The 25785-nt window shown below is 65.4% G+C and carries 29 protein-coding genes; 13 read left to right on the top strand and 16 right to left on the bottom strand.

The features are described 5' to 3' along the window. The first annotated feature begins 10 nt into the window (after positions 1-10). Together O4220_RS23290 and O4220_RS23285 are read left to right on the top strand one after the other, a co-directional pair. Entirely contained in the window at positions 11-1468 is a 1458-nt protein-coding gene (locus O4220_RS23290) for a M28 family peptidase (protein WP_269607893.1), read from the top strand. A 37-nt stretch (positions 1469-1505) separates the two neighbouring features. After that, positions 1506-2327: an adenylate/guanylate cyclase domain-containing protein gene (locus tag O4220_RS23285; protein WP_269607892.1), complete on the top strand. Its 822-nt coding sequence runs from the start codon at positions 1506-1508 to the stop codon at positions 2325-2327. On the opposite strand, the gene thiD is transcribed toward O4220_RS23285, so the two are convergent. Beyond that, on the bottom strand, positions 2289-3143 hold the full coding sequence (gene thiD / locus O4220_RS23280; protein WP_269607891.1) for a bifunctional hydroxymethylpyrimidine kinase/phosphomethylpyrimidine kinase: 855 nt from the start codon (positions 3141-3143) through the stop codon (positions 2289-2291). The genes O4220_RS23285 and thiD overlap by 39 nt on opposite strands. 291 nt (positions 3144-3434) lie before the next feature. Between thiD and O4220_RS23275 the strand changes: the two genes are divergently transcribed. From O4220_RS23275 to O4220_RS23265, 3 genes are all read left to right on the top strand, one after another. Further along, positions 3435-3761 carry a GNAT family N-acetyltransferase gene (locus tag O4220_RS23275; protein WP_032380255.1) on the top strand — a complete coding sequence of 109 codons (327 nt, stop codon included), beginning with the start codon at positions 3435-3437 and terminating at the stop codon, positions 3759-3761. Between the two features lie 104 nt (positions 3762-3865). After that, the gene (locus tag O4220_RS23270) at positions 3866-4216 is read left to right on the top strand and encodes a GNAT family N-acetyltransferase (RefSeq protein WP_269607890.1); all 351 of its coding nucleotides are present in this window, start codon (positions 3866-3868) and stop codon (positions 4214-4216) included. 84 nt (positions 4217-4300) lie between these two features. Next, entirely contained in the window at positions 4301-4897 is a 597-nt protein-coding gene (locus O4220_RS23265; RefSeq protein WP_269607889.1) for a hypothetical protein, read from the top strand. Here the strand turns inward: O4220_RS23265 and O4220_RS23260 are convergent. Genes O4220_RS23260 through O4220_RS23250 form a run of 3 tightly spaced genes read right to left on the bottom strand, consistent with a single transcriptional unit; the run spans position 4867 to position 7289 of the window. Continuing rightward, positions 4867-5667, bottom strand: a complete 801-nt coding sequence (locus O4220_RS23260) for an exodeoxyribonuclease III (RefSeq protein ID WP_269607888.1) — start codon at positions 5665-5667, stop codon at positions 4867-4869. The genes O4220_RS23265 and O4220_RS23260 overlap by 31 nt on opposite strands. 49 nt (positions 5668-5716) lie before the next feature. After that, positions 5717-6637 (bottom strand): GNAT family N-acetyltransferase, encoded by a 921-nt coding sequence (locus O4220_RS23255; RefSeq protein WP_269607909.1) that lies wholly within the window; start codon positions 6635-6637, stop codon positions 5717-5719. 49 nt (positions 6638-6686) lie between these two features. Beyond that, positions 6687-7289 (bottom strand): peptide deformylase, encoded by a 603-nt coding sequence (locus O4220_RS23250; protein ID WP_269607887.1) that lies wholly within the window; start codon positions 7287-7289, stop codon positions 6687-6689. Between the two features lie 291 nt (positions 7290-7580). On the opposite strand from O4220_RS23250, the gene O4220_RS23245 reads away from it, so the two are divergent. The 5 genes from O4220_RS23245 to O4220_RS23225 all read left to right on the top strand — a co-directional run bounded on the left by O4220_RS23245 (position 7581) and on the right by O4220_RS23225 (position 11803). Then, a complete protein-coding gene (locus tag O4220_RS23245; protein WP_032380761.1) occupies positions 7581-7919 on the top strand; it encodes a DUF3263 domain-containing protein in 339 nt (112 codons plus the stop codon). Between the two features lie 59 nt (positions 7920-7978). Beyond that, positions 7979-8512: a LytR C-terminal domain-containing protein gene (locus O4220_RS23240; RefSeq protein ID WP_269607886.1), complete on the top strand. Its 534-nt coding sequence runs from the start codon at positions 7979-7981 to the stop codon at positions 8510-8512. 114 nt (positions 8513-8626) lie between these two features. Continuing rightward, a complete protein-coding gene (sodC, locus tag O4220_RS23235) occupies positions 8627-9343 on the top strand; it encodes a superoxide dismutase[Cu-Zn] (protein ID WP_269607885.1) in 717 nt (238 codons plus the stop codon). Position 9344: 1 nt separating this feature from the next. Then, a complete protein-coding gene (locus O4220_RS23230) occupies positions 9345-10475 on the top strand; it encodes a glutamate--cysteine ligase (RefSeq protein WP_269607884.1) in 1131 nt (376 codons plus the stop codon). Positions 10476-10513: 38 nt separating this feature from the next. After that, positions 10514-11803, top strand: a complete 1290-nt coding sequence (locus tag O4220_RS23225) for a DUF5933 domain-containing protein (protein WP_420030452.1) — start codon at positions 10514-10516, stop codon at positions 11801-11803. Here the strand turns inward: O4220_RS23225 and mnhG are convergent. The 6 genes from mnhG to O4220_RS23195 are packed head-to-tail and all read right to left on the bottom strand — an operon-like array spanning position 11769 to position 18153. Further along, entirely contained in the window at positions 11769-12110 is a 342-nt protein-coding gene (mnhG, locus tag O4220_RS23220) for a monovalent cation/H(+) antiporter subunit G (protein WP_269607883.1), read from the bottom strand. The genes O4220_RS23225 and mnhG overlap by 35 nt on opposite strands. Beyond that, positions 12107-12364 (bottom strand): monovalent cation/H+ antiporter complex subunit F, encoded by a 258-nt coding sequence (locus O4220_RS23215; protein ID WP_032380262.1) that lies wholly within the window; start codon positions 12362-12364, stop codon positions 12107-12109. Before O4220_RS23215 ends, mnhG begins: the two co-directional genes overlap by 4 nt. Beyond that, positions 12361-13002 (bottom strand): Na+/H+ antiporter subunit E, encoded by a 642-nt coding sequence (locus O4220_RS23210; protein ID WP_420030451.1) that lies wholly within the window; start codon positions 13000-13002, stop codon positions 12361-12363. Before O4220_RS23210 ends, O4220_RS23215 begins: the two co-directional genes overlap by 4 nt. A gap of 8 nt (positions 13003-13010) precedes the next feature. Then, complete coding sequence (locus O4220_RS23205; RefSeq protein ID WP_269607881.1) at positions 13011-14654, bottom strand: Na+/H+ antiporter subunit D; 1644 nt, start codon at positions 14652-14654, stop codon at positions 13011-13013. Then, positions 14651-15292: a Na(+)/H(+) antiporter subunit C gene (locus O4220_RS23200; RefSeq protein ID WP_269607879.1), complete on the bottom strand. Its 642-nt coding sequence runs from the start codon at positions 15290-15292 to the stop codon at positions 14651-14653. Before O4220_RS23200 ends, O4220_RS23205 begins: the two co-directional genes overlap by 4 nt. Then, positions 15289-18153 (bottom strand): Na+/H+ antiporter subunit A, encoded by a 2865-nt coding sequence (locus O4220_RS23195; RefSeq protein ID WP_269607878.1) that lies wholly within the window; start codon positions 18151-18153, stop codon positions 15289-15291. Before O4220_RS23195 ends, O4220_RS23200 begins: the two co-directional genes overlap by 4 nt. Positions 18154-18443: 290 nt before the next feature. Here O4220_RS23195 and O4220_RS23190 point away from each other — a divergent pair, with 290 nt between their 5' ends. Both O4220_RS23190 and O4220_RS23185 read left to right on the top strand, forming a co-directional pair. Next, on the top strand, positions 18444-18797 hold the full coding sequence (locus O4220_RS23190) for an NUDIX hydrolase (protein ID WP_269607907.1): 354 nt from the start codon (positions 18444-18446) through the stop codon (positions 18795-18797). A gap of 62 nt (positions 18798-18859) precedes the next feature. Continuing rightward, complete coding sequence (locus tag O4220_RS23185) at positions 18860-19612, top strand: isocitrate lyase/PEP mutase family protein (protein ID WP_269607877.1); 753 nt, start codon at positions 18860-18862, stop codon at positions 19610-19612. Between the two features lie 63 nt (positions 19613-19675). On the opposite strand, the gene O4220_RS23180 is transcribed toward O4220_RS23185, so the two are convergent. The 6 genes from O4220_RS23180 to O4220_RS23155 form a co-directional block, all read right to left on the bottom strand. Next, entirely contained in the window at positions 19676-21853 is a 2178-nt protein-coding gene (locus O4220_RS23180; RefSeq protein ID WP_269607876.1) for an AAA family ATPase, read from the bottom strand. Positions 21854-21874: 21 nt separating this feature from the next. Beyond that, on the bottom strand, positions 21875-22729 hold the full coding sequence (gene pssA / locus O4220_RS23175) for a CDP-diacylglycerol--serine O-phosphatidyltransferase (protein ID WP_032380268.1): 855 nt from the start codon (positions 22727-22729) through the stop codon (positions 21875-21877). Between the two features lie 8 nt (positions 22730-22737). Further along, positions 22738-23454 carry a phosphatidylserine decarboxylase gene (locus O4220_RS23170; RefSeq protein WP_269607875.1) on the bottom strand — a complete coding sequence of 239 codons (717 nt, stop codon included), beginning with the start codon at positions 23452-23454 and terminating at the stop codon, positions 22738-22740. Between the two features lie 132 nt (positions 23455-23586). Beyond that, positions 23587-23856 carry a GlsB/YeaQ/YmgE family stress response membrane protein gene (locus tag O4220_RS23165; protein WP_032393780.1) on the bottom strand — a complete coding sequence of 90 codons (270 nt, stop codon included), beginning with the start codon at positions 23854-23856 and terminating at the stop codon, positions 23587-23589. A gap of 88 nt (positions 23857-23944) precedes the next feature. Beyond that, complete coding sequence (locus O4220_RS23160; protein ID WP_269607872.1) at positions 23945-24409, bottom strand: SRPBCC family protein; 465 nt, start codon at positions 24407-24409, stop codon at positions 23945-23947. 191 nt (positions 24410-24600) lie between these two features. After that, complete coding sequence (locus O4220_RS23155) at positions 24601-25398, bottom strand: DUF1206 domain-containing protein (protein WP_269607870.1); 798 nt, start codon at positions 25396-25398, stop codon at positions 24601-24603. A 198-nt stretch (positions 25399-25596) separates the two neighbouring features. On the opposite strand from O4220_RS23155, the gene O4220_RS23150 reads away from it, so the two are divergent. Then, complete coding sequence (locus O4220_RS23150) at positions 25597-25734, top strand: hypothetical protein (RefSeq protein ID WP_222093973.1); 138 nt, start codon at positions 25597-25599, stop codon at positions 25732-25734. Positions 25735-25785 lie beyond the last annotated feature (51 nt).

Raw genomic sequence — 25785 nt, 5'->3', positions numbered from 1 at the left:
GGTGTCCGCTATGCGGATTTCCTTGCTTGCAGGTACTGCCGTCACTGTCCTGATTCTGGCCGGTTGCTCGTCCACCCCGGACGAGGAACCGGCCAGAGTTTTCGCGACACCCGACGGGCCGGGGCTGTCGGCCGCGGTCACCGAGGACGCTCTCGTCGGGCACCTCCAGGAATTGGAAACGATCGCCGCCGCGCACGACGGAAACCGTGCGGCCGGTACCGCCGGATACGACGCGAGTGTCGATTACGTTGTCTCGCAACTCGAATCGGCCGGTTTCGAGGTCACCACTCCGGAGTTCGAGTTCGAGACCTTCGAGGCGCAGACTCAGACCCTGTCGCTCGCGGGCACCGAGATTCCGGTGTTCGCGCTCAGCTATTCGCCGACCACGCCTGCAGAGGGCATCACCGCGCGCGTCGTCGGGGCCCCAGCCGGTGCAGACGGATGCGAGGCGGCCGATTACGCCGGGCTCGATCTGGCCGGTGCCGTCGCCGTTGTGCCGCGCGGTGTGTGCCCGTTCGGTGCGAAGCAGACCGTCGCCGCCGAATTGGGTGCGACAGCCGCGATCATCGTCAACAACGAACCGGGACCGCTGGATTCGGGGACACTCGGCGATCCCGAGACCGCAAAGATTCCGACCGGCGGCGTCAGCCAGGAGGACGGCGCAGCGGTCCTCGCGGCACCCGAGGTCACGTTGACGCTCGTCACGACGACCGACACGACCACGAGCCGCAACATCATCGCCCAAACCACCACCGGCTCGACCGAGAACGTCGTGATGGCGGGTGCCCACCTCGACAGCGTGCCCGAGGGCCCCGGCATCAACGACAACGGCACCGGCACATCGGCGGTGCTCGAGACGGCCCTGCAAATGGGTAGTGCTCCCGAGGTGACCAACGCGGTTCGCTTCGCGTTCTGGGGTGCCGAGGAGGACGGGCTCGTCGGTTCCACCAAGTACGTCGAGGGCCTGTCCGACGACGACAAGCGAAACATCGCTCTGTACTTGAACTTCGACATGATCGGCTCGCACAACGCCGGCTACCTCGCGTACGACGGCGACGACTCCGACAAGGTCGGTGAGCCCGCGGGACCGGCCGGATCCGACGCCATCGAGCGCACCTTCGTCGAGCGGCTGGCTGCCGACGGTGTCGCCGCGGACGGCACCGACTTCGACGGTCGATCCGACTACGGCCCGTTCATCGAGGTCGGTATTCCGGCGGGCGGCGTGTTCAGCGGCGCGGACGAGAACAAGACGGCCGAGCAGGCTGCACAGTGGGGCGGCACCGCCGATCAGACCTTCGACGAGAATTACCACACCGATCAGGACACCCTGGCGAACGTCGACCGCGCCGCACTGGCGAAGAACGGTGCCGCCGTCGCCTACGGAATCGGCGTCTACGCACAGTCGGTGGAGGGCCCCAACGGAGTGCCGGTCGGTGCTGCGCGCGAGGCCGCACGCGCCGAAGGATGAGGCAAAGTATGTGTAACCGTGGGTTACGCTCGATGCTGTGAACGCAGTCGTCTCCTCGGTGGTGGAGTGGGTCCGCACCACCAATCGAGCGCCTACGGTGGTCGGGGCGGTTCGGCGTGTGCGGCGAGCACTACCCGGCGACCCCACGTTCGGTGACCCACTGTCGATCGACGGCCCGGGACGAGCACTGGCCGTCGCCCGCGTTGCGGATCGGTTTCTGGCCGCCAACGGGCTCGACGACGAACCGGGTGCATCCCGGGAAGTCGGCCTCGGTGCCCTGCAGGTGTGGCAGGCGATCCTCGAGCGGGCGGGCCGTGGCCGCGGCGAGGCGGACGTCACGATCGTCTTCACCGACCTCGTCGGGTTCTCGTCGTGGTCGCTTCGTGCGGGCGATACCTCCACCCTGACGTTGCTTCGCAAGGTCTCGAAAGCCGTCGAACCCGAGGTCACGTTCCGCGGCGGTCACGTCGTCAAGAGACTGGGAGACGGCATCATGGCCGTGTTCTCCGATGCGGACAGAGCCGTCGAGGCCGTGTTCGCAGCACGAGATGCCCTCACCAGCGTGAATGTCGGCGGATACACCCCGACCATGCGAGTCGGGATCCACACCGGCAGCCCGCGTCAGGTGGGATCGGACTGGCTCGGAGTCGACGTCACCGTCGCCGCCCGGGTAATGCAGACCGGCGGAAACGGCAACGTGATGATCTCTGCAGCGGCCCTCGGGGCGGTCCCGCCGGAGGTGCTTGACGCCTTGGGCGTGGTCGCCAAGCCCTATCGCCGCAGCTTCTTCGCTCCCAAGATCAAGGGCGCGCCCGACGATCTACGCATCCTCCGACTCGTGCAGTCGCCACAGCGGTGACACCGGGCCGTGGCCCGCACCCAGATCGTAGGACGCGGCCAGGCAACGGGTGACCCACTCCTTGCCGAACGCCACCGCGTCGGGCATCGAGTATCCGTGTGCGAGCGCCGACGCGATCGAGGCAGCGAGGGTGTCGCCGCCGCCGTGATCGTTGCCGGTGTCGATGCGGTCACTGGTGAATTCGAGGAACGTGTCGCCGTCGAACAGCAGGTCGGTGCTGTGGGTGGACGTACGCAGATGACCGCCCTTGACCAGCGCCCACTGCGCGCCCAAACCGTGCAGGGCCTCCGCGGCGCGGTGGGCGGACGCGTCGTCGACCACGTCGATGCCGGTGATCAACCGGACCTCGTCGAGGTTGGGGGTCACCAGCGACGCGATGGGGAACAGGGTGTGGCGGATGGCGTCGAGCGCTTCCGCGTGCAGTAGCGGGTCGCCGTGCATGGACGCACACACCGGGTCGACGACCAGGGGAACCGGCCGATCGCGACCGATACCGACCTCGGTACACACGGCCGTGACCGCCTCGATGATGGCGGTGGACGCCAGCATCCCGGTCTTCGCTGCGCCGACGCCGATGTCCGAGACCACCGAGCGAACCTGGGCCGCGACGATCTCGGGCGGTATCTCGTGGAAGCCCGTCACGCCGACGGTGTTCTGGACCGTCACCGCTGCGACGGCAACACATGCGTGGACGCCCAACATGGCCATCGTGCGGCTGTCGGCCTGGATTCCGGCCCCGCCGCCGGAGTCGGTTCCGGCGATCGTCAGCGCGCGGACGGGAGTCTCGCCGTTGGGCGTGAGCGGTAGGAACATCACGAGAGACGACAGTACCGGCGGGGCGGAGCCGACCGTCTCGGCGGCCGAATCCGAACCTGTGAATATCCGGTGAAAACGCGACGTGGCTTCGAATGTTGTTGTATCACAACGTCGAACAGGGCAGCTTATGACCGATACCAGCATTCGAGTCGGGATGGACGGACAAACCTACGCATCCGAAGGTTTGTTGGTAGAAAAGGTGACAGAGCCACCGCACGCATGTTTAATAGTGGTGCACGTCACATTCGATTCACTCGTTCACCACCCCACACACAGCGAAGGAGGCGTCCCATGCTTGCGAGTTCTCCTAGCGCTGATGTCTCGATCAACAAAGATCAGAACCGGTTCGAGCTTCGATTGAACGGCGATCTCGTCGGGATCGTCGGATTCTTCGAGGTGGAGGGAAACGGCACTCGCGCAACGCGCACGCACGTCGTGTCCTTCATGCACACCGTCGTCACCGAGGACTTCGGTCATCAGGGTCTGGCCGGAATCTTGGTACGTCGCGCGCTGGACAGCGCCCGTTCCTACGGTTGGAAGGTCAGGCCGGTCTGCACCTACGTGCAGCGATTCGCCGCGGCGAACCCGGAGTACAACGACATGCTCGTCGCCCTCTGACCACTACGTCACTCGGTTTCGCCCGGTCACATTCAGGACTCGACTCGGCGACGATCGAAGCACTCGCCTCGCGTCACACGGGCAACACTGGTCTCATAAGTGACATGAGTCACATCATCTCTCGTCGCTCGATCCCGGCGGCACCTGTCGAGCGACCCGTCGTCCGCATCGAGGACGACGCCGATCACAGCAGATTCGATCTTTTCGTCGACGACGAGCTTGTCGGCATCCTCGGCTACCGCTTCGGTGACGGGGATGCGGGCGACAGCTGCGTCGTCGCACTCATGCACACCGTCGTCAAGGAGGAGTACGGCGATCGCGGGTGGGCCGGTGTGCTGGTGCGAGCCTCACTCAACACCGCGCGCGATCGACAGTGGCGCATCGTCCCGATCTGCACGTACGTCCGGCGCTATCTGGCGCAGCACGAGGAATTCCTGGACCTGATCGCCGATTAGAGAGCACTGCTCTTGCGTGGAGTGCATCGAGAGTGAATACTGCTTCCTGTAGAGAGCGTCGCTCTCGAAAGGTTGGTACCTCCGATGCGTGCAGCTCTGTACCTCTTCATCGGCCTCATGTTCGCCCTCTACCCCGCCTTGCGGCCCTACTCGAACGAGGTGGGCAGTGCAGGTGTGGACGCCTTCGCATCCTCGAGTTGGGTGCTGGCCCACACCTTCGCGATGCTCGGCTTCATCGCACTCGGACTGGCTGTGCTGTTCGGCGGTCGACGGTCCGATCCCGCAGTGGTCGCCACCTGGATCGGCGTCGGGCTGGTTCTGCCGTACTACGGCGCGGAGACGTTTGCGCTGCATGCCCTGGGTGTCGACGCCGCAGCGAACTCGAACCCCGGTCTGATCGATCTTGCCGATCCGATTCGCTACTCGATTGTGCAGTCGACGATGTTCGCTCTCGGGCTCGTCTCGATTGCCGTCGGGCTGGTGATATTCGCTCTACGGAACCGCTACGCGATGGTGCTGGCCGCCGGATTCGTGCTGTTTCTCCCGCAGTTCTATACCCCGCCGGCCGTGCGGATCGCCCACGGAATCCTGATTGCCGTGGGAGCGATCATCGCCGCGCGAGCAGTGGCCGGCAGTTCGGTCCGGCCTGCTCAGCCGATCTCGACGATCACCGGCGCGTGATCGCTGGCTCCCTTGCCCTTGCGTTCCTCGCGGTCGATCGACGCGCCGGTCACTCGGGCCGCCAGTGCAGGCGAGGTCAGCGCCATGTCGATGCGTAGGCCTTGCTTCTTGGGAAACCGTAACTGTGTGTAATCCCAGTAGGTATACGTTCTGGGCTCGGGGGTGAACTGCCGTGTCACCTCGGTGAACCCGGCGTCGGCGAACGCGGCGAAGGCATCGCGCTCGGCCTGGGAGGTGTGGGTCTTCCCCTCGAACAGGGCAGGATCCCAGACGTCGTCGTCGGTGGGCGCGATGTTCCAGTCGCCCACGAGCGCGATCTGGGCCTCCGGATCGGCCGCAACCCACGCCTGAGCGTCGGCCTTCAGTGCGGCGAGCCATTCGAGTTTGTAGGTGTAATGCGGGTCGGCGAGCTCGCGGCCGTTCGGCACGTAGAGGCTCCACACGCGCACACCGTCGCACGTGGCTCCGATCGCGCGGGCCTCCTGGGTGGGGTCGATCTCGGGATCCTTGCTGAAGCCGGGCTGATCCTCGAACCCGATCTGCACGTCGTCGAGACCGACCCGGGACGCGATCGCGACGCCGTTCCACTGACTCAGTCCGACGTGGGCCACCTCGTACCCGATATCGGTGAACCGCTGATACGGAAACTGTGCGTCCTTGCACTTGGTTTCCTGCATCGCGAGCACGTCGACGTCGGATCGCTGCAGCCAATCGACGATTCGATCCTGACGAGAGCGGACGGAGTTCACATTCCAAGTAGCCAAGCGCACGGGAAGGAACCCTATAGAACCCCTCCGACAGGGCAGTCGACCGATCGCGTCATTGTGAATCCGGTCGCGCGTAGCGATAGTGGTGATGGTCGACGAGGCCCAGGTCTCGGTACAGGGCGAGCGCGACGGTGTTCTCGACGGCCACCTGCAGGTACGCGTGAGTTGCGCCGTGCTCGCGTCCCCATCGCACCAATTCGCCGCACATCAATGTGCCCAGACCGTTGCGACGATGTTCGGGGGAGACCCAGAGCGAGGTCAGTCCCACCCAGTGACGACCGTCCGGGGCCGTGGTGACCGCCGCTCGCCCGACTGCGATCGCGCCTGATCCGACTGCACCTGCTCCGAGCATGCCGAACCCGAGGGTGCCCTCGTGGATCGCCGACGCCACTTCTGCAGCGCCGTGAGGTGCTGCGCGGCCCTGGTAGTGCAGTGACGTCAACCAGTCGACGGTGGGCTCCGCCGTGACGGCGATGGCCGAGTCGCCGTCGCGTAGAACCAGATTCGAGATGTCCGCCGCCATGACGGCGCTCTCGTTGTACGTCGTCCATCCGGTCGGAGCAGCCCCGAGGCGATCGGGAAGCGACAGCGTCGGCGTCAATCCCCGTGCGGTGTATCGATCGCAGATTCTCGCCAGCGTCTCGGGCGTCGTCGACGCCCCGGGCTCGAGCGGTGCCGCCGAATTGGCGCGACCGGTGAAACCGTGACCGAAGCGCAGCTGCCAACCGTCGATCCATTCTCGCTCGACGCCCGGCCATCCGTCGGCAGCGGCAGCTTCGAGAGCCCTGATCTCCGACGTCCGAATCGGCTTCGGGCCCAAGGGTTTCAAGGCCACGACGCGCTCGGCGGCAACCTGCACCAACGATCCGTCCCGGCCGCGGACCGAGACGGCATCGGCGTCGAGGGCCACCAGTTCGCCGATCACGTCCGTCATCGGATGGGTGTGCCCGGGCGGCAGCCGATAGCGGAGCATCACCCGGGTACCCACCGGAACGCTCACTGGTCGAAGTTCATCGGGTCGTTCAGTCTTCGTCTTCGTCGTCGTGCCCGAACGGATCGTCGACGGTGCCGGGCGTCCAGCTCAGCCCCGGCACGCCCCAGCCGGCGCGCTTGATGGCCTTCTTGGCCGCCCGTGCGTGTCGTCCGATGAGTACATCGGTGTAGAGGAAACCGTCGAGATGACCCACTTCGTGTTGGAGCATCCGGGCGAAGAAGCCTCGGCCCTCGATGTCGACGGGATCGCCCTTCGCATCGGTGCCGGTCACCCGAGCCCAGTCGGCGCGGCCGGTGGGGTGCTGCTCGCCGGGAACCGACAGGCAGCCCTCGTCGTCGTCATCGGGATCGGGCATCGTCTCGGGAATCTCGGACGTCTCGAGGACGGGGTTGACGACCTCCCCGCGACGACGGTAAACCTTGCCGTCTTCGCCTTGGTCGGGGCAGTCGTAGATGAACAGACGTTTGCCGACGCCCACCTGATTCGCCGCGAGACCGACGCCGTTCGCGGCGGCCAGGGTCTCGTACATGTCGGCGATCAACTCGGCCAGCTCGGCGGGTGACTCGGTGACGGGAGCGGTTGCGGTGTGAAGCACCGGATCGCCGACGATCCGGATGGGAAGAATTGCCATGGTCGACAAGGATACCGGGAGTGGAGCCTGCGGAATGACCCAGAGTTGTGGGTGATGCATGTGGTCACTTGCGCTGCCGGTCCCCATCGAACACGCCACGCGCCGGTACCTCGCGGGAGCCGTGCCTCGGGCGTCGAGCATGGTTGAATGATTCTCGAAATACAACTGTGTAATTCGGTCGGTGCGCGTACGGGTGCCGGCAGTACTGGGGGAAGCAGATTTCCCCAGGGTCTGTGGTCTCACGAGTCGGTGATCGCACAGGCCCAGGGAGTCGAGAAGTCGAGGAGTGGGATGGACGGCGCAGCAGCGCGTGACTCGAACCAGGCTCAGCAACCGGGAAGTTCGGACGGCTCGCAGGATCCGAACGAGGTCGGTGCAGACGGCCTGAGTCGACGAGAGCACGACATCCTGTCCTTCGAGCGGCAGTGGTGGAAGTACGCCGGCGCGAAGGAAGAGGCCATCAAGGAACTCTTCTCCATGTCGGCCACCCGCTACTACCAGATTTTGAACGCATTGGTCGATCGGCCGGAATCGCTCGCCGCGGATCCGATGCTGGTCAAGCGTCTGCGCCGCCTGCGGGCGAGCCGGCAGAAGGCTCGCGCGGCGCGTCGGCTCGGTTTCGACGTCTGAGCAGGTCCGACTATCGGCGCGTTCCGAGCCGCCGTCGACGGTCGGCTAGGGTCGAGTACGTGAGCAGCCCCAACCCGGAACAGACCGGGCCACCACTCCGCGCTCTGGCCATGGTGTTGATCTCGCTCGCGATTCTGTTCGCGGCGATCGGTGCACTCTCGCTCACCGGTTCCGATTCCGACGAGGCGGCCGCCGAGCCCTCCGCTTCCGAGACGACGAGCGCCCCGGCTGCGATTACACCGACGATGCAGGCCCCAGCAGCGCAGGTGCCGGCAGGTGACGCGTCGACCAGCTCCGCGGCCCCCACCACCTCGGGCACCTCCGCCGACGTCGAAGTGCGGGTGCTCAACAACTCCAACGTCTCCGGCCTCGCGGCCGGTACCGCGAGCACGTTGACCGCCGGGGGATGGAACGTCGCCGAGACAGGCAACTTCAGCGAGGCCCAGTTCGCCCAGACCGCGGTGTACTACGGGACTGCTGCAGGTGAGGAACAAGCTGCGCAGTCGATCGCCACGGAACTCGGTGTTCCGGCCGAGCCCAAGCCGACCTCACTCGAATCCACGGTCGGCGTCGTCGTCATCGTGACGCAATAGGTTGTCGAGACCCGAGAGTTCACCACTTCGACGACGTGCCCGGTTCGGTCGAATCGGGCGGCACGTTATTATTTCCGAGCCCGGCGAAACTGCCTGAAAGAGGAGCGATTTCCGATGGACATGTTCAAGCGACGCACTGCGGCGACCCGATCGTTGCGTTATGCGGTGCCGGTCCTCGCGATCGCAGCACTCGGTCTCTCTGCCTGCAGCAACGGCGAGGTTGCGTCCGATACCCCCGGCACCGTTCCGCCGGTCTGGACAGGCGAGTCCGATCCGTCGGCGGCCGCTACGGCAGGCGATGGGCGGGCCGAGTCCGAGTCGGGCTCCGAGGAGACCATCGAGGGCACTCTCCGCAACGCTTCCGGTGCCGAGGTGGGCACCGTGACGTTCGCGGCCGAGGGCGAGAAGCTCACCGTCACCGCCGAGGTCGAGAACATGACTCCCGGATTCCACGGCTTCCACGTTCACACCGTGGCCGCCTGTGAGCCGAACTCCGTTGCACCCACAGGTGGGGAACCGGGCGCGTTCCTGTCTGCGGGCGGTCACCTGCAGGTCGACGGCCGCACCGAGCATCCGGCCAGCGGTGATCTGACGTCCATCCAGGTCGGTGAGGACGGCACCGGGCGACTCGTCACCACGACCGACACGATCACGCTCGACGATCTGCGCGCGGGCGGTGCCGGAACCTCGGTGATCGTGCACGAGGGTGCCGACAACTTCGCGAACATTCCGCCGCGGTACACACTGCCCGACGGTGCCGCTGTGCCCGACATGACGACCCTGATGACCGGCGACGCCGGTGCTCGGGCTGCATGCGCGGTACTGCAGTAGTTTGAGCGCTCCCCGGATCGACTTCGCGAGTTCACCTCGCCCGACGCTCGGCGTCGAGTGGGAGATCGCACTGGTCGACAAGAACACGCGAGACCTGGTCAACTCCGCCGAAGCGGTCATGGACGGCGTACGCGATCTCGCCGGGGACACCCCACGGGTGACGAAGGAACTGCTGCGCAACACCGTCGAGCTCGTCACCGGAGTGTGCGAGAACGTCGGTGAGGCCATGGAGGACCTCGGCGGCTCGTTGGACCTGGTGCGCCGTGCCGCGGATCCAGTGGGAATCGACCTGTTCTCGGCGGGCACTCACCCGTTTGCCGAATGGTCCACCCAGCAGCTCACCAGCTCGCCGAGCTACGACGAGCTGATCGCGCGCACCCAGTGGTGGGGTCGGCAGATGCTGATCTGGGGAGTGCATGTGCACGTGGGAGTCTCGTCGCCCCACAAGGTCTTTCCCATTCTGAACTCGCTGCTCTTGCAATATCCGCACCTGTTGGCGTTGTCTGCCTCCTCGCCGATCTGGGCTGGAAACGACACCGGATACGCCAGCAATCGTGCGCTGATGTTCCAGCAGCTGCCGACGGCCGGTCTGCCGTTCCAGTTCGAGGACTGGTCGCAGTTCGAAGGATTCGTTCGCGATCAGCTCAAGACCGGCGTCATCGAGCAACTCGGCGGTATGCATTGGGACATCCGGCCGGCACCGAAGTGGGGAACCATCGAGGTCCGAGTGTGCGACGGGGCATCGAGCAAGCGGGAGCTGGCAGCCCTCGTCGCGTTGACTCACTGCCTCATCGTCCACCTCGACGAGCGGCTCGAAGCGGGGGAGACACTGCCCTCCATCCCGCCGTGGCATGTGCAGGAGAACAAGTGGCGAGCGGCCCGATACGGCCTCGACGCCGAGATCATCCTGGACTCGAGCAGCAACGAACGCCTGGTCACCGATGACTTACACGACCTGCTCGAAAAGTTGACGCCGACGGCCGTGCGGTTGAATTGCGTCGACGAGTTGGCCGCGGTGGCCGACATTCCCCGGCGCGGGGCGTCGTACCAACGCCAACGTGCGGTGGCTGCGCAGTCGGGCGGCGATCTGCGAGCCGTGGTGGAGTCGTTGGTCACCGAGCTCCAATTGTGACCGTTTGTATTTAACTTCGTGTTCACTCACCGTTTACGATCAACGGCGTGGTGCAGGGGGACGTCGGAAGCGTCGAGGTCGATTCGACACGTGAGAACTCTGTTCGGCCCCTGATCGTCGGCGCAGCGTTTGTTGCCGCGTTCCTGGTGCTGCTGCAGATCGTTGCGACGACCTGGAACTTTCCCGGCCCGTTGCCGAGCGTGTGGAACGACCTGTTCGGCACCCCGAAGTCGATGTCACTGCCGTGGGCGGCCCTGATCCTGGCCACTGTCGGTCTGAACTCCTCGCTCCGCCTGCGCACCCTGGCCATCGCCGCGCTGATCGATGCTGCGCTGCTCGGTGTCCGGTTCGTGTTCGACGCCACGCTGACGGTCGGCAACGGCCCGTCTCTCGTGCTGGTCGGGCTCGGGGTCTACGTCGCCCGGCGGGGTGAGACTCGGGCGATGCGGGGCGTTGCATTGGGAGCGCTGTTGTTGCTCGCGACCAAGGCGGGCGACGCCTGGTTGCACATCACCACCATCGTCCGGCCTTACGTTCTCGACGAATACGCATATGCCGCCGATCATGCGCTGGGGAATCCGTCCTGGGTGCTCGGCAACATCCTGGACCGCCTGGGCCCGGTCGCCGAAGGAACGCTGCATTGGATCTACATCCAGTTGCCCGTCGCGGCAATCGTCGTTGCGCTGTACCAGCTGCGCGGAGTGGCCGCGGGTGCAGACTGGCCGAGGCACTTCCTGTTCCGCACGTTTCTGCTCATCGGACTCGTCGGGCCGGTGTTCTATCTGCTGTTCCCGGTGGTGGGACCGATGTTCGCGTTCGATTCGTGGCCGTCGCAGGTCACGCCGCTCTCGGGGGCGCTCGGCGAGATCCCGTTCGACTCGGAAACTCCGCGTAACTGCATGCCGAGTCTGCATACCGCCTGGGCGTTGAGCATCTTCATCCATTCCCGACGCGGCCCGTGGTGGCTGCGGGCCGGCGGCACCTTGTGGTTGCTCGGTACGCTCGCCGCGACTCTCGGATTCGGCTACCACTACGGCGTCGATCTGGTGGCCGGTGCGGTGCTGTGTCTGACCCTCGAATCCGTACTCCGTGACCCCGAGCGTGGCTGGGATCGGGCCCGAATCACGTTGGTGGTCTACGGCTGCGTCGCGATGGCTGCGCTGTTGGTGAGCTACCGCTACCTGGCCGCCGAGTTCGCGTCACACCCTCAGGTGTTCGGGCCGCTCGTTCTCGGCGTACTGGCAGCCATGGCGTTCGGCTTCCACGCGGTGTTCTTCGCCGATTCGTCCAGGGCTACCGATCGGACTCGTCCGGTTCCATCTCGTTGACGATCAGCAGGCCGTCGCGGCCGCGTTGTTCTCGGTAGGCCACGCGGCCGACGGTGTGGGCGATCACCGGAGCGGTCACCAGGGTGAAAATACCCACCAGCATGAGCATCCAGATGTCGACGTTGCCGCGCAGGCTGATGATCGCGCCGATCAACACCATGATCAGACCGACCACCTGCGGCTTGGTGGCCGCGTGCATCCGCGAGAGCGTATCGGGGAACCGCACGATGCCCACGGCGGCGGTGAACGCCAGTAGCGCCCCCAACAGAATGAAGATGGAGGCAATGACCTGCGCAACGGTGCTCATTCGTCCCTCACTCTGAAGCGTGCGATGCTGACCGATCCGACGAAGCTGACCAGCGACAGCGCGACGATGGCCGGTACCAGCGTGGTGTCGCGGCTGTAGACGGCCCACACCGCGAGGCCGCACATGGAGACGGCAAGAATCGTGTCCATGGCGACGAGTCGGTCGAGTGTGCTGGGGCCGTCGAGCAGTCGGAACGCGGTCAGGATCGCGGCGGCGATCAGGAGGACGCCGGCTACGGCGAGTACGACGGTCACGACCAGTCCCCCTTCCTCTTGTCGTCGGTCTTCTTGTCGTCTCGAGGAGCGTCCGAATCGGCCGGTACCGGATCGTCGCCGAGCACTCCGTGGTACTGCTCGTACTCCTGGTAGTGCAGGGGGCTCGGCTTCCAGTCGGAATCACGCTCGAAGCCGGCGATGAACAGCTTCTCCAGATGCCGGACGTAAGCGTAGAAGCCGTCGACCGCTTTCTGGGTACCCATGTCCAGCACGTGCACGTACAGCAGGCGTCGGGTTCGGTCGATCTCGAGCACCATGGTGCCGGGCACCAGGTTCATCGCGTCGACGAACAGGGTGAGTACCAGATCGGATTTGATCGCGATGCGGCAGCGCAGCACTCCGGTGACCGGCGGGGCCTTCGGCCTGATCGCCAACCAGGCGACACTGACGCTCGATTCCATTGCGTAATAGAGGAATACGACGGCGAGTTTGACGAGCGAGAACACGTGGATACGGCCCTCGACCGGCACCCGCGGCAACGGCAGCAGCACCATGATCAGCAGTCCCACCGCGATACCGCCGAGAATGTTTGCCGCAGAGACGTTGCCCCACAACAGAACCCAGATCGCCGTCAACCAGGCAAGGGTCCACAGGCGCAGCAGAATCGAGCGGTCCATCTTCATCTTCATCGGGTGCCCTCCTCGTCTGCGCGCGCCTGCTCGTAGGCCTGATCGCCGACGAATTCCGCGCCGCGCACCGCGTCGATGTACACCGAGCGATCGCGGAGGTCCGCTGCGGCGCGGTCGCTGATGTCGATGATGCGGCCGGCGAACACCGTCATCGCCAGGCCGACGACGACGAGTCCGATCGTCGGGATCAACATGAAGGCAGGCATCCGGCCGACGTCCTCGCGGTCACCGAACTGAATGTCCGACGAGTCGTCGAGCAGAGCGGACGGGCTGTTGTCCGCCAGATCGCCCTCGGGGGCGTCGGCGCGAGCCCGCCAGAAGGCCTTGGTCCAGACACGCGCCACCACGTACAGCGTCAACAGGCTGGTGACGGTACCACCGGCGACGAGCAGCCAGGCCAATACGCTGCCCTGTTCGCTACCGGCCTGCAGCAGCGCGACCTTGCCGATGAAGCCCGAGAACGGTGGAATGCCACCGAGATTGAGGGCCGGTACCAGGAACACGATCGCCAGCACGGGGCTGGCCGCAGCCAGCCCACCGAGTCGCCGCAGCGACGACGAGCCGGCCTGGCGCTCGATCAGGCCGACGACGAGGAACAGTGTTGTCTGCACCAGAATGTGGTGCGCGACGTAGTAGATCGAGCCCGACAATCCCGATTGGGTCGACAGCGCGACACCGAAGATCATGTATCCGATGTGGCTGACGAGGGTGAACGAGAGCAGTCGCTTGATGTCGCTCTGCGCGATGGAGCCGAGGATGCCGACGAGCATCGTCAGCAGACCACAGACCATCAGAACGTTGTCGAGTGAGCCGTCGGGGAACAGCAGGGTGTGTGCGCGAATGATTGCGTACACACCGACTTTCGTCAGCAAGCCGGCGAACACTGCGGTGACCGGGGCCGGGGCGGTGGGGTACGAGTCGGGTAGCCACGTCGACAGCGGGAACACCGCGGCCTTGATGCCGAACGCAACCAGCAGCACGGCGAAGATCGCAGTTCTCGTGCCCGACGGGATGTCGTCCATCCGCACCGCGATATGTGCCAGATTCAGCGTTCCGGTGGCGCCGTAGACCAGGGCTATACCGATCAGGAAGATCAGCGAGGACACCATCGAGACCATCACGTACGAGACGCCTGCTCGCACGCGGTCTGCGCTGGCTCCCAGAGTCAGGAGCACGAACGAGGCCGCCAGCAGTACCTCGAAGCCGACGAACAGATTGAACAGATCGCCGGCCAGGAAGGCGTTGCACACGCCTGCGGTCAGCGCCAGATAGGTCGGCAGGAAGATCGAGACCGGCTGATTGTCGCTGCCGTCGCGGATGCCCTGACCGATCGAATACACCATGACCGCGAGCAACACGATCGAGGAAACGACGAGCATCATCGCCGAAAGTCGGTCCACCACAAGGGAAATGCCGAGCGGTGAATCCCAACCGCCGACCTGAAGTGCGCTGGTGCCGTCGCGATCGGCGAGGTAGAGCATCATCGACGAGATCGCGACCACGGCGGTCAGCGCGACGATGGTGATGAAGCGCTGCGCGCGGGGGCGTCGACCCAGCACCAGCGTCAGTGCCGCCGCGAGCATCGGAATGAGAACGGGCAGTGGAGTAAGGGCATCGATCACGCCCGGGGAGATCGTCACTTGTCGTCTCCCTTCGTGTCGTCGGTGCTGCGGTCCTCGGGGCGGCTGTCGTCCTTCTCGGCCGTGTCGAGACCGTCGAGCCCGCGGAGCTGGGGGTTGTCGTCGTCGTTGTCGAAGTCGCCGTCGTGCAGATCCTCGTAGCACTCGAGGTCTTCGAGGTTCCTGATCTGCTCGAGGGGAATCGGATTGCCCTTCGAGTCGAATGCGTCGCCGCCGAAGCTCGGTTCGCCCGTCACCGGGTCGTCGGAGCGGTCGCGGTCGGGTGCCTCGGCCATCGACCGGCGCTTGGAGACCTTGGTGTCCTCGGGGTCGTTCTCGACGTCGTCCTTGGTGTTGAGCGTGAACGATCGATAGGCGAGTGCGAGGACGAAGGCCGCGATGCCCATGGTGATGACGATTGCCGTCAGGATCATCGCCTGCGCCAACGGATCGGCCATGCCCTGGCCCAGGGAGTTGTCCCGCCCGACGATGGGCGGCGTACCGGCCGGCCCACCGACGGTGAGCAGCAGCAGATTGACGCCGTTGCCGAACAGCAACAGGCCGAGCAGCATCTTGGTGATGCTGCGTTCGAGTAGCAGGTAGACACCGGCGGCGACGAGCACGCCGACGATGACGAGCATTCCGAGATCAGCGGTCATGGGGCGCTCACTCGGCCTTGGCTCTGCATTTCCACCTGTGCGTCGAGACGTGCGCCGAGACTGCGCAGCACGTCGAGTACCAACCCGACCACGATGAGATACACACCGAGGTCGAAGAACAATGCGGTGACCAGCTTGATGTCACCGAGAATCGGCAGCGTCACTTCCAACGTCGCCGAGGACAGTGCAGGTGCGCCGAGGAACATCGACGCCACCGCCGTGCCTGCCGCGAAGATCAACCCGAGACCGAGGATCTTTCCGGCATCGATCGGCACCGCCTCCCCGAGCTCGTACCGGCCACCCGCGAGGTACCGCAGCACCAACGCCAAGCCGGCCGTGAGGCCACCGGCGAAACCGCCGCCGGGGGCATTGTGACCGGAGAAGAAGAAGTAGATCGAGAGCACCATGATCGTGGGGAAGATCAACCGCGTCGTCACTTCGAGAATCAGCGAACGATGGCGCGGATCGATCAGGTCGCCACCGAGCAGCCACGTCGTTTCCGCCGCGTAGTTCGCATCCGAGTTCGACGAGGAGGCGTTCGATGCGGGGGCGTCGGACACCCGCGGAGCGCTGCCGAACCGCCGGTTGCGGAAGACCAGGCTGGCCACGCCCGTTGCGGCAACGAGCAGAACACAGATCTCGCCGAGGGTGTCCCAGGCTCGGATGTCGACGAGGATCACGTTCACGATGTTCTTGCCGTCGCCCAGCGCGTACGCGGCCTCAGGGAACTGCAGTGAGACCGGAGCTGCGCTGCGGGCGTTCATCGCGAATGCGCCCAACACACTGACCGTTGCACCGACGGCGACGGCGAGCGCGGCGCGGGGTCCGCGAGATCCGGCCGAGCCTCGATCGTCCACCTCGGCCGGTAGCTTGCGCAGCACCAGCACGAAGACCACGAGGGTCAGGGTCTCGACGAGGAACTGAGTCAGGGCGAGGTCGGGTGCACCGTGGATGGCGAAGATGACGCCGCAGCCGTACCCGGTGAGTCCGACGAGGATGACGCTGGCCAGACGGTTGCGCATGACGGTTGCGCCGAGGCCGCCCGCGATCATGATCACTCCGATGACCAACTGGAGCGGGGTGTTCCACAGGGTGTACTCCAGGCCTGGCTTCTGCCCGACGAGCAACACGATGATCGGCAGCAGAACCAGCGTCAGGAGGATGGTGCCCTGGGTGAGGGGGAGCGAACCGCGCTGCGTGGTGCCGGTGAGGCGGATGGACAGGGTGTCCATGGACTTGAGCACGTTGTCGTAGATGCGGTCGGCGTTGCCGAGCGGTGGGTGCTCGAACTTGAGTCGGTTGACCACACGATGTGCGATGAACAGCCCGACGCCGCCGGTGACGACGACGACGGTCAACGCCAGCGGCAGGTTGAACCCGTGCCAGAGCGCCAGGTGGTAAGGCTCCTGCCCGTACGACGGCAGCGTGCGTGCGTAGGGGCTGACGATGCGGTCGACGATGGAGGACGCGAATCCCGCGATCAGGCCGAGAACCGCCAGGAAGGCAGGCGCGGCCAGGAACAGTGCGGACGGCGCGTGCATGTTCTTCACCGACGGACTCGGACGCTTGAGCTGCTTGCGGCCGAACGCGCCCCAGACGAATCGGATGCTGTAGGTGACGGTGAGAATCGACCCGATCACCAAGCCGGCGACGACGAGGGCGGCGACCGTGGGATCGAGCGTCGGAGTGCCGATCACCGCCGACAGGGCCGTCTCTTTGCCGACGAAACCGATCATCGGAGGCAAGCCGGCCATGCTGGCGGCAGCGAGCGCTGCGATGGCGGCGAGCCACGGGGCCTTCTTACCGAGGTGGGCGAGCTTGCGGATGTCGCGCGTGCCGGTGGTGTGATCGACGATGCCCACGACCATGAACAGCGTTGCCTTGAACATCGCGTGCGCGATCACCATCGTCAGACCGGCCAGCATGGCCTTTTCGGAGCCGATGCCCACCAGCACCATCAAGAAGCCGAGCTGGCTGACGGTGCCGAACGCCAGGATGAGCTTGAGGTCGAAGGCGCGAAGCGCGCGCCACCCGGCCAGGATCATCGACAGCAGCCCCAAGCTGATGATGGTCGCGCGCCACGGACCCGAGTCGGCGAAACCCGGTGCGAGGCGCGCCACCAGGTAGATGCCGGCCTTCACCATGGCCGCGGCGTGCAGGTAGCCGCTGACCGGTGTGGGGGCGGCCATGGCTCCGGGGAGCCAGAAGTGCATCGGCACGATGGCCGATTTGCTCAGCGCGCCGATGAGGATCAGCACGATCGCCACGCCGGGCAGCCAGCCGCCGGGCGCATTCGTGACGACCTCGGACAGGTTGTACGTCCCTGCGGCCTGGCCGAGGACGATGATGCCCACCAACATCGCCAGCCCGCCTGCGGTGGTGACGAGCAGAGCCTGCGTGGCCGCGCGCCTACTCGAGGCACGCTCGGCATAGTGGCCGACGAGCAGGAACGACAGGACGGTGGTGATTTCCCAGAAGATGTAGAGCACCAGCATGTTGTCGCTGGTGATGAGGCCGAACATGGCACCGGAGAACGCGACCATCTCGGCGGCGAACAGGCCGAGCCGTGGCTCGTCGTCCTCGAAGTAGCGGGCGCAGTACAGCAGAATCAGCGAGCCGATGCCCAGCACCAGCAACGACATGATGGCGGCGAGGGAATCGAACCGCATATCGATGTCCATCGACAGGCCGGGAACCCACTCGATGCTCAGCTTCTGTTCGGTGTTCCAGTTGACGGACACCCAGATCAGACTCAGTAGGGGGACGAGTGCGAGCGGGAAGAAGGCAGTGCGACCCCACCACCGGACGAGGAGCGGGGCGAGCAGCGCGGCGGCGGTGTGCGCAAGAAGAATGGCGAGCAAAAATCACTCCGTCGTCTCGGGTCGCATCGGCGGCGAGGCCGACGCGGTGGTCGTAGGGCGGCGATGAGTAGGGTTTTGAAATCTGTGTGAAATTCGACCTATGGCTTTGAGAGATAACGAACCGGCCACCGAACGGTGGCACCTGAAGTTGTCTGTTTCCATCCTACTTTGCGTGGTCGACGGCGGACCCAGCGGTACAAATCGGACGTAGCTCGGAAAGAGGAACTGTGCCCGTGAACGAGAAGAGGCTCATTCGGACGGCCGGGTTGGCCTACGTTCGGGACCGTCGCATGATCCAGGCGCGATCGGTGGGCAAATCCGCGTTCTACATGGCCGGCGGCAAGATCGACCCCGGTGAGACTGCAGAGCAGGCATTGCATCGGGAAATCAGGGAAGAACTGGACGCAGCAGTGATCGGCGCTCGGCTCCTCGGAGTCTTCGAGTGCGAGGCCTGGGGACATCCGACGGGGACACCGCTCGAGATCACGTGCTTTCTGGCCGATCTGGTCGGTGAACCCTCGCCGACCAGCGAAATAGCCGAGATCAGGTACTTCACCCGGGACGAGTACGCGGCGATGCCCGACGTCGCTCCGGGATCGCTGATGGTGTTCGACCGGATGAAAGCCCTCGATTTGATCGACTGAAGCGCGTATGTTGGTTGTCGAGAGAACGTACGTTCTCCACAGCCACCGCGAAGGAGTCTTTTATGACGAACCTGTCCCAGAAAGCCACCACCCTGCTCGAGCTGCACAAGCCGGGCAACCCGGTCGTGTTGCCGACGGTGTGGGACGCCTGGTCCGCCAACCTGGCCGTCTCCGCCGGATTCACTGCGCTGACCGTCGGCAGTCACCCCGTCTCGGACTCCATCGGCAAGCCGGACAACGAGGGCATCACCTTCGACGAACTGCTCGCTCGCATCACGCAGATCTCCGGAGCCGTCGACGCGCCGCTCTCGGTCGACATCGAATCCGGCTACGGCGAGGACCCCAACCGCCTGATCGACGGCCTCATCTCGGCCGGAGCCGTCGGCCTCAACATCGAGGACACCGTCCACAGCGAGGGCGGACGCCTCCGTGAAGCACAGGAGCACGCCGACTTCGTCGGAGCACTGCGCGCGGCATCCGACGCCACCGACGTGCACGTGGTCATCAACGCCCGCACCGACCTGTTCGTCAAGGAGATCGGCGACGAGAACGATCGCGTCGATCGCGCCATCGCCCGTCTGAAGCTGGCCGCCGCTGCCGGAGCCGACTCGCTCTACCCTGTCGGCTTCCACAACGACGCCGACTACAAGCGTCTGGCCGAGGAACTCCCGCTGCCGATCAATGCCATCGCCAACCCTGCCGAGGGCGATCTCTCGCACTTCGCATCCCTCGGTGTCGGTCGCATCAGCTTCGGGCCGATCTTCCAGATGGTGCTCGCCAAGCGCGCCGAAGAGGTCCTCGCTCGCTGGAAGTGAGTGCGGCTCCGCCGCAGTGGTGCGGTTGAGCGCCCTGGAGGGCACTTAACCGCACCACTGCCGCTAGGCACTCCCGTAGGCCCGCAGATGCGCCACCTGCTCGGGATCGAGTGACGGCTTGACCGTCGCCCGAGCGGTGGCGACATCGGCGGCGGTGACGGCCGCGGCATCCATCGACCGACGCATCGCCGTCAAAGCGGCCTCGCGCAGCAGGGCAGCGCAATCGGCGGCGGAGTAGCCGTCGAGATCGCGGGCGAGTGCGTCCAGGTCCACGTCCTCGGCGAGCGGAATGGATTTGCCCGACGCCTTCAGAATGGCCACCCTTGCGTCGGAATCCGGCGGCGGCACGAACACCAGACGCTCGAGTCGGCCGGGCCGCAGCAGAGCCGGGTCGATCAGATCGGGCCGGTTGGTTGCTCCCAGCACCACCACGTCGCGCAACGGTTCGACGCCGTCGAGCTCGGTCAGCAGCGCTGCCACGACCCGATCGCCGACGCCCGAATCCGAGCTCTGCCCGCGCCGGGGCACGAGCGCATCCACCTCGTCGAGAAAGATCAGCGACGGCGCAGAATCGCGGGCACGCTGAAAGAGCTCTCGCACAGCCTTTTCCGAGGAGCCGACCCACTTGTCCATCAGCTCTGCGCCCTTGACCGAGTGCACGCTCAGCTGCCCGGAACTGGCCAGTGCTCGCACCAGAAACGTCTTGCCGCATCCGGGTGGGCCGTACAGCAGCACTCCGCGCGGCGGTTCGATGCCCAAGCGCGCGAACGAATCCGGATGTCGCAATGGCCACAGCACCGCCTCGGTGAGTGCCTGCTTGGTCTCCACCATGTCGCCGACGTCCTCGAGAGACAGGCTGCCGATCGCAAGCTCCTCACTGCCCGAACGGGACAGCGGGCGGATCACCTGTAGAGCGCCCACCAGATCGTCCTGGGTCAACGAGGCCGCGGCCGAGTTCTCCGATGCGCGGGCTGCGGCACGCAATGCCGCCTCACGCGTCAGTGCAGCGAGGTCTGCAACCACGAAACCCGGTGTTCGTGACGCGATCTCGACAAGATCCACGTTGTCCTGCGGCACCTTCTTCAGTAGGTGTTCGAGCAGTCCTTTGCGGCCGGCGGCGTCGGGCAGGGTGAGCGTGAGCTCGCGATCGCACAGGTCCTGCCCTCGGAGTCGTGCGTCGGTGGCCTCGGGATGCGCGGTCGTTGCGATGAGCGCCAGACCAGGAGTGTCGACGGCCCGGCGGAGTACGTCGAGCACGAAGGTCGACGCCGGTTCGGGATCGGAGGGCAACAGGGCGTCGACGTCGGTGATCATCAGAACCCCGGAGCCGGCCAGTTCGTCCACCGCCGCGGTGACCCGCTCGACGCGAGCGGACGCCCCGAGTGCGCCGATCGACGGACCGTCCAGTACGACGCAGGCTCGCTCACCGATCACCGCGCGGGCGAGCGTGGCCTTGCCCACCCCGCCCGGCCCGGTGATCAGCACTCCCAGATGCGGCGATGCGCCGAGTGTGGCCAGCAGTTCCGATTCGTCCAAGGCCAACCGCAGCCACTCGGTCAGCTTGGCCGACTGTGCATTCACGCCCACCAGGTCAGCCGCGCTCACCCGTGGGGGAGCAGCGCTCGGTGTGCGTACCGACACGGATGGTGCTGTGCCCGAGGCAGTTACGGTGCCGGTACCCCAACTCACCGCCGAGTTCGGCTGAACACTCACCGGCCCACCCGACGGGTCGACGGCGGAGACCGTCAACAGTTCGGTGGTCCAGGCAACCCCGAACGTCCTGGACAGTGCTTGCGTCGCCGAACTCGTCGACGTACCGGGGCCCAGATCGCGGGGGAGCAGAGATACCGTGTCGCCCACCGTCAGTACCTTGCCGAGCAACGCTTGTCGCAGGGTGGCGTCGGAGATGGAACCGGTGGCGAGCGCGGAGCCGGTCACCGTGACGGTCTTGGCACCGTAGACGGTGACGGGTGCGACTGCGACAGTGGCATTTTCGCGCAGGCCGGCATTGGAGAGGGTGACGTCGTCCAGCAGTGCGGTGCCCTGCGGCGAACCCTCGGGAGCCGCAGCGACGACGGCCGCAGTGCGCCGAGAGCCGATGAGCGACAACGCATCCCACTCCCGCAGGCCAAGGGCTGCGAGAACTTCTGGATGTAGGCGCACAACGCCGCGCCTGGCATCGGCCGCCGAGGTGTTCAGTCGGGCGGTGAGAACGAGCTCGGGAGTTCGGGATGCGGTCACACGTCCAACCTAATGGGGTTTTCAGCTACGTGGTCGACGCAGTCCCAGGCGTGCCTGCGACCGCCGATTGTTACCCGGAGCGCGTCGGATGGCCCGGCGCTCGGCGCGGCGCTCGGCCGGCTTGGCGTCCCATGTGTACGGGCGCGCGGCCGTCCAGCGCTGCGAGCGCACTGCGAACGGGATGTGCACCAGGTAGGCCAGCACCAATCCCATGAGTAGAACGAGCGGGAAGGTGATGAGTGCGGCGGCGAGCAGAGCCACCAGAACCAGCAGGATCGCCGCCAGCCGCGGCGGCACCGAGACCGTCTTGAGCGCGAGGGTGGGGATGCGGCTGACGATCAGAGCCGCGGTGACGATCGACCACCCGGCGACGACGTAGAACGACGCCCACCAGCCGTCGCCGAATTCCTCGAACGCGGCGATCGGAGCCAGCGCGATGAGTGCCCCAGCGGGTGCGGGAACGCCGGTGAAGTATTCACGGGCGTACGCGGGGGTGTCGTCCTCGTCGAGCAAGGTGTTGAAGCGGGCGAGCCTGAGTACGATGCTCACCGCGTAGACCAGTGCGACGATCCAGCCGCCGCTGCTGCCCTCGAGCAACGTGACGTACAGGACCAGTGCCGGGGCGACGCCGAACGAAATGGCGTCGGACAGTGAGTCCAGTTCGGCACCGATCTTGCTGGTGGCGTCGAGCAGTCGCGCGATTCGCCCGTCCAACGCGTCGAGAATGGCGGCGGCACCGATCATGGCGAGTGCGGTGCCGAGTTGACCGTCGAGAGCGAACTTGACCGCGGACAGACCGGAGCACAGCGCGAGAATCGTGACGACGGACGGGAGCAGACGGATGGCAGCAGGCGGCTTGGCGCGTCTGGTGATCATGTCGGTGTCTACTGCGAAAGCTCGGCGAGGACAGTCTCGGCACCGACTGCGCGTTGGCCGCGTTCGACCAGCAGCGTCGTGCCCGCGGGGAAGTAGGTGTCGACCCGTGAGCCGAATCGGATCAGGCCGTACGTGTCGCCGATCGAGAGGGTCTCGCCAACCTTGGCGTTGTTGATGATGCGTCGCGCGATGAGACCCGCGATCTGCACGACGGCGACATCCTGACCGGAGTCGGTTCTGATGTGCATGCTGTTGCGTTCGTTGACCTCGCTGGCCTCGGCGAGATCGGCGGATTTGAACTGGCCGCGGCGATGAACGACCTCCATCACTCGGCCGCCGACAGGGACGCGCTGTACGTGCACGTCCAGGACCGAGAGGAAGATGCTCACGCGCGGGACCGGCTCCGAGCCGAGATCGAGCTCGGCCGGCGGGACGGCAGTATCGACGAGTGTGACGAGACCGTCGGCCGGGGCCACGACGACGCCGGGGCGATTGGGCGGCACCCGTGACGGGTGGCGGAAGAAGGTGGCGCAGGCTCCGGCGGCGACGAGGCCGGCATTGCGAACCCACTTCGAGCGGCGGCCGAGCACTGCGACGGCGAGCGGACCACCGACGAACGGTAGCCCTGCCGGGTGTAGCGGTGGAACCGTTTCACGGACCAAGTCGACGATGTGAGCCACTCCGGTACGGGGCGGTTGACCAATCGGGGCGGGACGGCGTGCCACGGTCTCCTCTAACTTTTCGTCGGACAGGTGTCGGCAGGTCGTGGTGCTGGAGCAGTCGAGGCGTAGACGCACGACTGCCGAGGCCCTCACAGCGTACGTGAGGTGCCCCGGCAGTCGGGAGCTGCGAGTCGATCAGACGCGGCTGCGACCAGTCACGAGCTTGACCAGGAACAGCAGGATGACTGCACCGAGGATGCAGGTGATGAAGCTGAAGATCAGGCCGCCACCTTCGACGTCGACGCCGAAGACCTTGAGCAGGTATCCACCGATGAGGCCACCGATGATGCCGACGACGATGTTCAGGATGATGCCCATCTGAGCATCCGTCTTCATGATCTTGCTGCCGATCCAACCTGCGAGTCCGCCGATGATGATCCAGCCGATGAATCCGAGACCCAACATATGTTGCCCCCACTTTCCGTTCGTGTCGTTTGCTTGTCGAAACGACGGATGCCCGAGGGAAACAAACCTGAAACCTTCCTGAGAAGTTTTATTTTTTTCCCAGCTTCTCGCTCTCGACCTTGATGCGACGCAAGGTCTTGTTCATGCCCTCCACGAGTTCGACGTCGAACTCGTCGATGCCGCCGAGGATGCGCTTGACCAGCAACGACGACACCGCCGATGTGCCGCTGGGTGCCTCCCGCTTCTCGACGACGGTCGTCCCGGTGGCGGTGGGCGTCAGGGTGTAGGACCAGATCGTCTTGTTCTCGACGACGCGAAAAGCGAGTTCACGGTTGGGCTCGAAGGTGACGACCTTGGACGTCGTCGGCCAGACGAGCAGGCCCTTGCGGTTGACGTTGAGCGTCTTGGTGCCTTTTCCGACCGGTCCGCCGAGGACCTTCATCTTCTTGCACTGCGGGCTCCATTCGCCCATGCGCTGGAGGTCGGAGACGATCGACCAGACGGTCTCGGGGCTCGCGGCGATATCGATCGTGGCTTCGAGGGTCTTGCTCAACGTGGGCCTCCGGTAATGAGGTAAGTGCAACCGACTGTCACACTCAATCGTGCGCATCCTATGTGTCAGCGAACACAGCTGACCACCTAGGTGAGCGGAACTTCGTACCCTGCTACGAGTTACCGCTCACCTGGGTCGTTCCGCAGGCTCCACTCCCGCTCACCTGCCAGCGAAGCGAGCTCAACTCCCGATCACATGCGAGCGAAGCGAGCCAGCACGAACGCATACAGCCCGTAGAGCGCGATGCCCACTCCGGCGAGGATCAGCAGAACCTGTCCGTAGGGCTGAGAGCCGAGGGTCTTGACGGCACCGTCGATTCCGGTGGCCTTGGAGGGATCGGACTGCAGTACCGCCACGACGACGAGGATGCCTGCCCCGACCAGCGCCGTGCCCTTGGCTGCGTATCCGGCGATACCGAGTTTGACGACGGCTCCGCTCTGGTGGCCTTCGAGATCGTCGAGGAAGTTCTTCGAGACACCCTTGTAGACGTGGTACCCGCCGACCCCGATGACGACCAGCGCGATGACGATCAGTACCAACTTGCCGCCGCCGGATTCCATCAACCGGGCCGAGTAGCCGGCATTCTGCTGTCCGCTGGACTTGCCCGAGCCGGTCGCGAACCCGTAGGTGGAGAAGGCGAAGGCGATGTAGACGACAGCCAGTGCCGCCGCCTTGAGACGATCGAGTGCACTTCCCTCGTCGGCGTCGGATTTCTTGCCGACTATCGCTTCGACGATTCGCCACAAGGCCAATGCGACAAAGGCGACGACAGCCACCCACAGGGCGATCTTTCCGCCGGGCTTGTCGGCCAGTTCGGCGAGCGCACCTGACTGGTCGGCGTTACCCGCCTGACCGAACGCCAGCCGGATCGCGATGTATCCGATCAGGATGTGCAGCACCCCGCTGACGAAGTGGCCGGCGCGCGCCGCTTTCTCGAATGCACCGTTGTCTTGAACAGTGTTGGCTACAGACTTTCCCGACGTGTTCACGAACGTTCCCCGATCAGTTGATTTGAAGGAATGTTTACCCCGGGAAGGGGCGCGAGAAACCGTGTTTCCCCACGAAACGCCGCACGAGATCCCACTGCTGCGTTAACACCGAGCGGACACTGACCGATGTAGCAAGCGGAGTGTCGGGACCAACGAAGAAATTGTTCGGAGTGATCCACCGTGAAATTACAGTCGATAATGCGTCGTACCAGCAGCGATCTACCCCTGTTGAAGACCGCCAGGATGAGTGGGAGTCCGCGCACCTGGCCGGCCGAGAAGCTCGAACGACTCCTCACCCCACACGAACTCGATCTGATCAGGCGCGGCCGAATCTGACCCCGCTGTTTCCAGGCCCGCTTGCCTCCCATTCGGGGCGAGCCGGTGGCA

Source organism: Rhodococcus ruber, from assembly GCF_027270735.1.
GTDB classification, from domain to species: Bacteria; Actinomycetota; Actinomycetes; order Mycobacteriales; family Mycobacteriaceae; genus Rhodococcoides; species Rhodococcoides rubrum_A.
Note: the sequence above shows the minus strand (reverse complement) of the source record. Positions and strands in the feature narration are given on the sequence as shown.

What these genes read in the sequence shown, in the direction of transcription:
- O4220_RS23290 (WP_269607893.1), top strand. Translation starts at nt 11, where the DNA reads ATGCGGATTTCCTTGCTTGCAGGTACTGCCGTCACTGTCCTGATTCTG.
- O4220_RS23190 (WP_269607907.1), top strand. Translation starts at nt 18,444, where the DNA reads ATGATCCAGGCGCGATCGGTGGGCAAATCCGCGTTCTACATGGCCGGC.
- O4220_RS23210 (WP_420030451.1), bottom strand. Translation starts at nt 13,002, where the DNA reads ATGGACCGCTCGATTCTGCTGCGCCTGTGGACCCTTGCCTGGTTGACG.
- sodC (WP_269607885.1), top strand. Translation starts at nt 8,627, where the DNA reads ATGGACATGTTCAAGCGACGCACTGCGGCGACCCGATCGTTGCGTTAT.
- O4220_RS23150 (WP_222093973.1), top strand. Translation starts at nt 25,597, where the DNA reads ATGCGTCGTACCAGCAGCGATCTACCCCTGTTGAAGACCGCCAGGATG.
- pssA (WP_032380268.1), bottom strand. Translation starts at nt 22,729, where the DNA reads ATGATCACCAGACGCGCCAAGCCGCCTGCTGCCATCCGTCTGCTCCCG.
- O4220_RS23275 (WP_032380255.1), top strand. Translation starts at nt 3,435, where the DNA reads ATGCTTGCGAGTTCTCCTAGCGCTGATGTCTCGATCAACAAAGATCAG.
- O4220_RS23185 (WP_269607877.1), top strand. Translation starts at nt 18,860, where the DNA reads ATGACGAACCTGTCCCAGAAAGCCACCACCCTGCTCGAGCTGCACAAG.
- O4220_RS23250 (WP_269607887.1), bottom strand. Translation starts at nt 7,289, where the DNA reads ATGGCAATTCTTCCCATCCGGATCGTCGGCGATCCGGTGCTTCACACC.
- mnhG (WP_269607883.1), bottom strand. Translation starts at nt 12,110, where the DNA reads ATGAGCACCGTTGCGCAGGTCATTGCCTCCATCTTCATTCTGTTGGGG.
- O4220_RS23265 (WP_269607889.1), top strand. Translation starts at nt 4,301, where the DNA reads ATGCGTGCAGCTCTGTACCTCTTCATCGGCCTCATGTTCGCCCTCTAC.
- O4220_RS23245 (WP_032380761.1), top strand. Translation starts at nt 7,581, where the DNA reads ATGGACGGCGCAGCAGCGCGTGACTCGAACCAGGCTCAGCAACCGGGA.
- O4220_RS23255 (WP_269607909.1), bottom strand. Translation starts at nt 6,637, where the DNA reads ATGCTCCGCTATCGGCTGCCGCCCGGGCACACCCATCCGATGACGGAC.
- O4220_RS23200 (WP_269607879.1), bottom strand. Translation starts at nt 15,292, where the DNA reads ATGACCGCTGATCTCGGAATGCTCGTCATCGTCGGCGTGCTCGTCGCC.
- O4220_RS23270 (WP_269607890.1), top strand. Translation starts at nt 3,866, where the DNA reads ATGAGTCACATCATCTCTCGTCGCTCGATCCCGGCGGCACCTGTCGAG.
- O4220_RS23165 (WP_032393780.1), bottom strand. Translation starts at nt 23,856, where the DNA reads ATGTTGGGTCTCGGATTCATCGGCTGGATCATCATCGGCGGACTCGCA.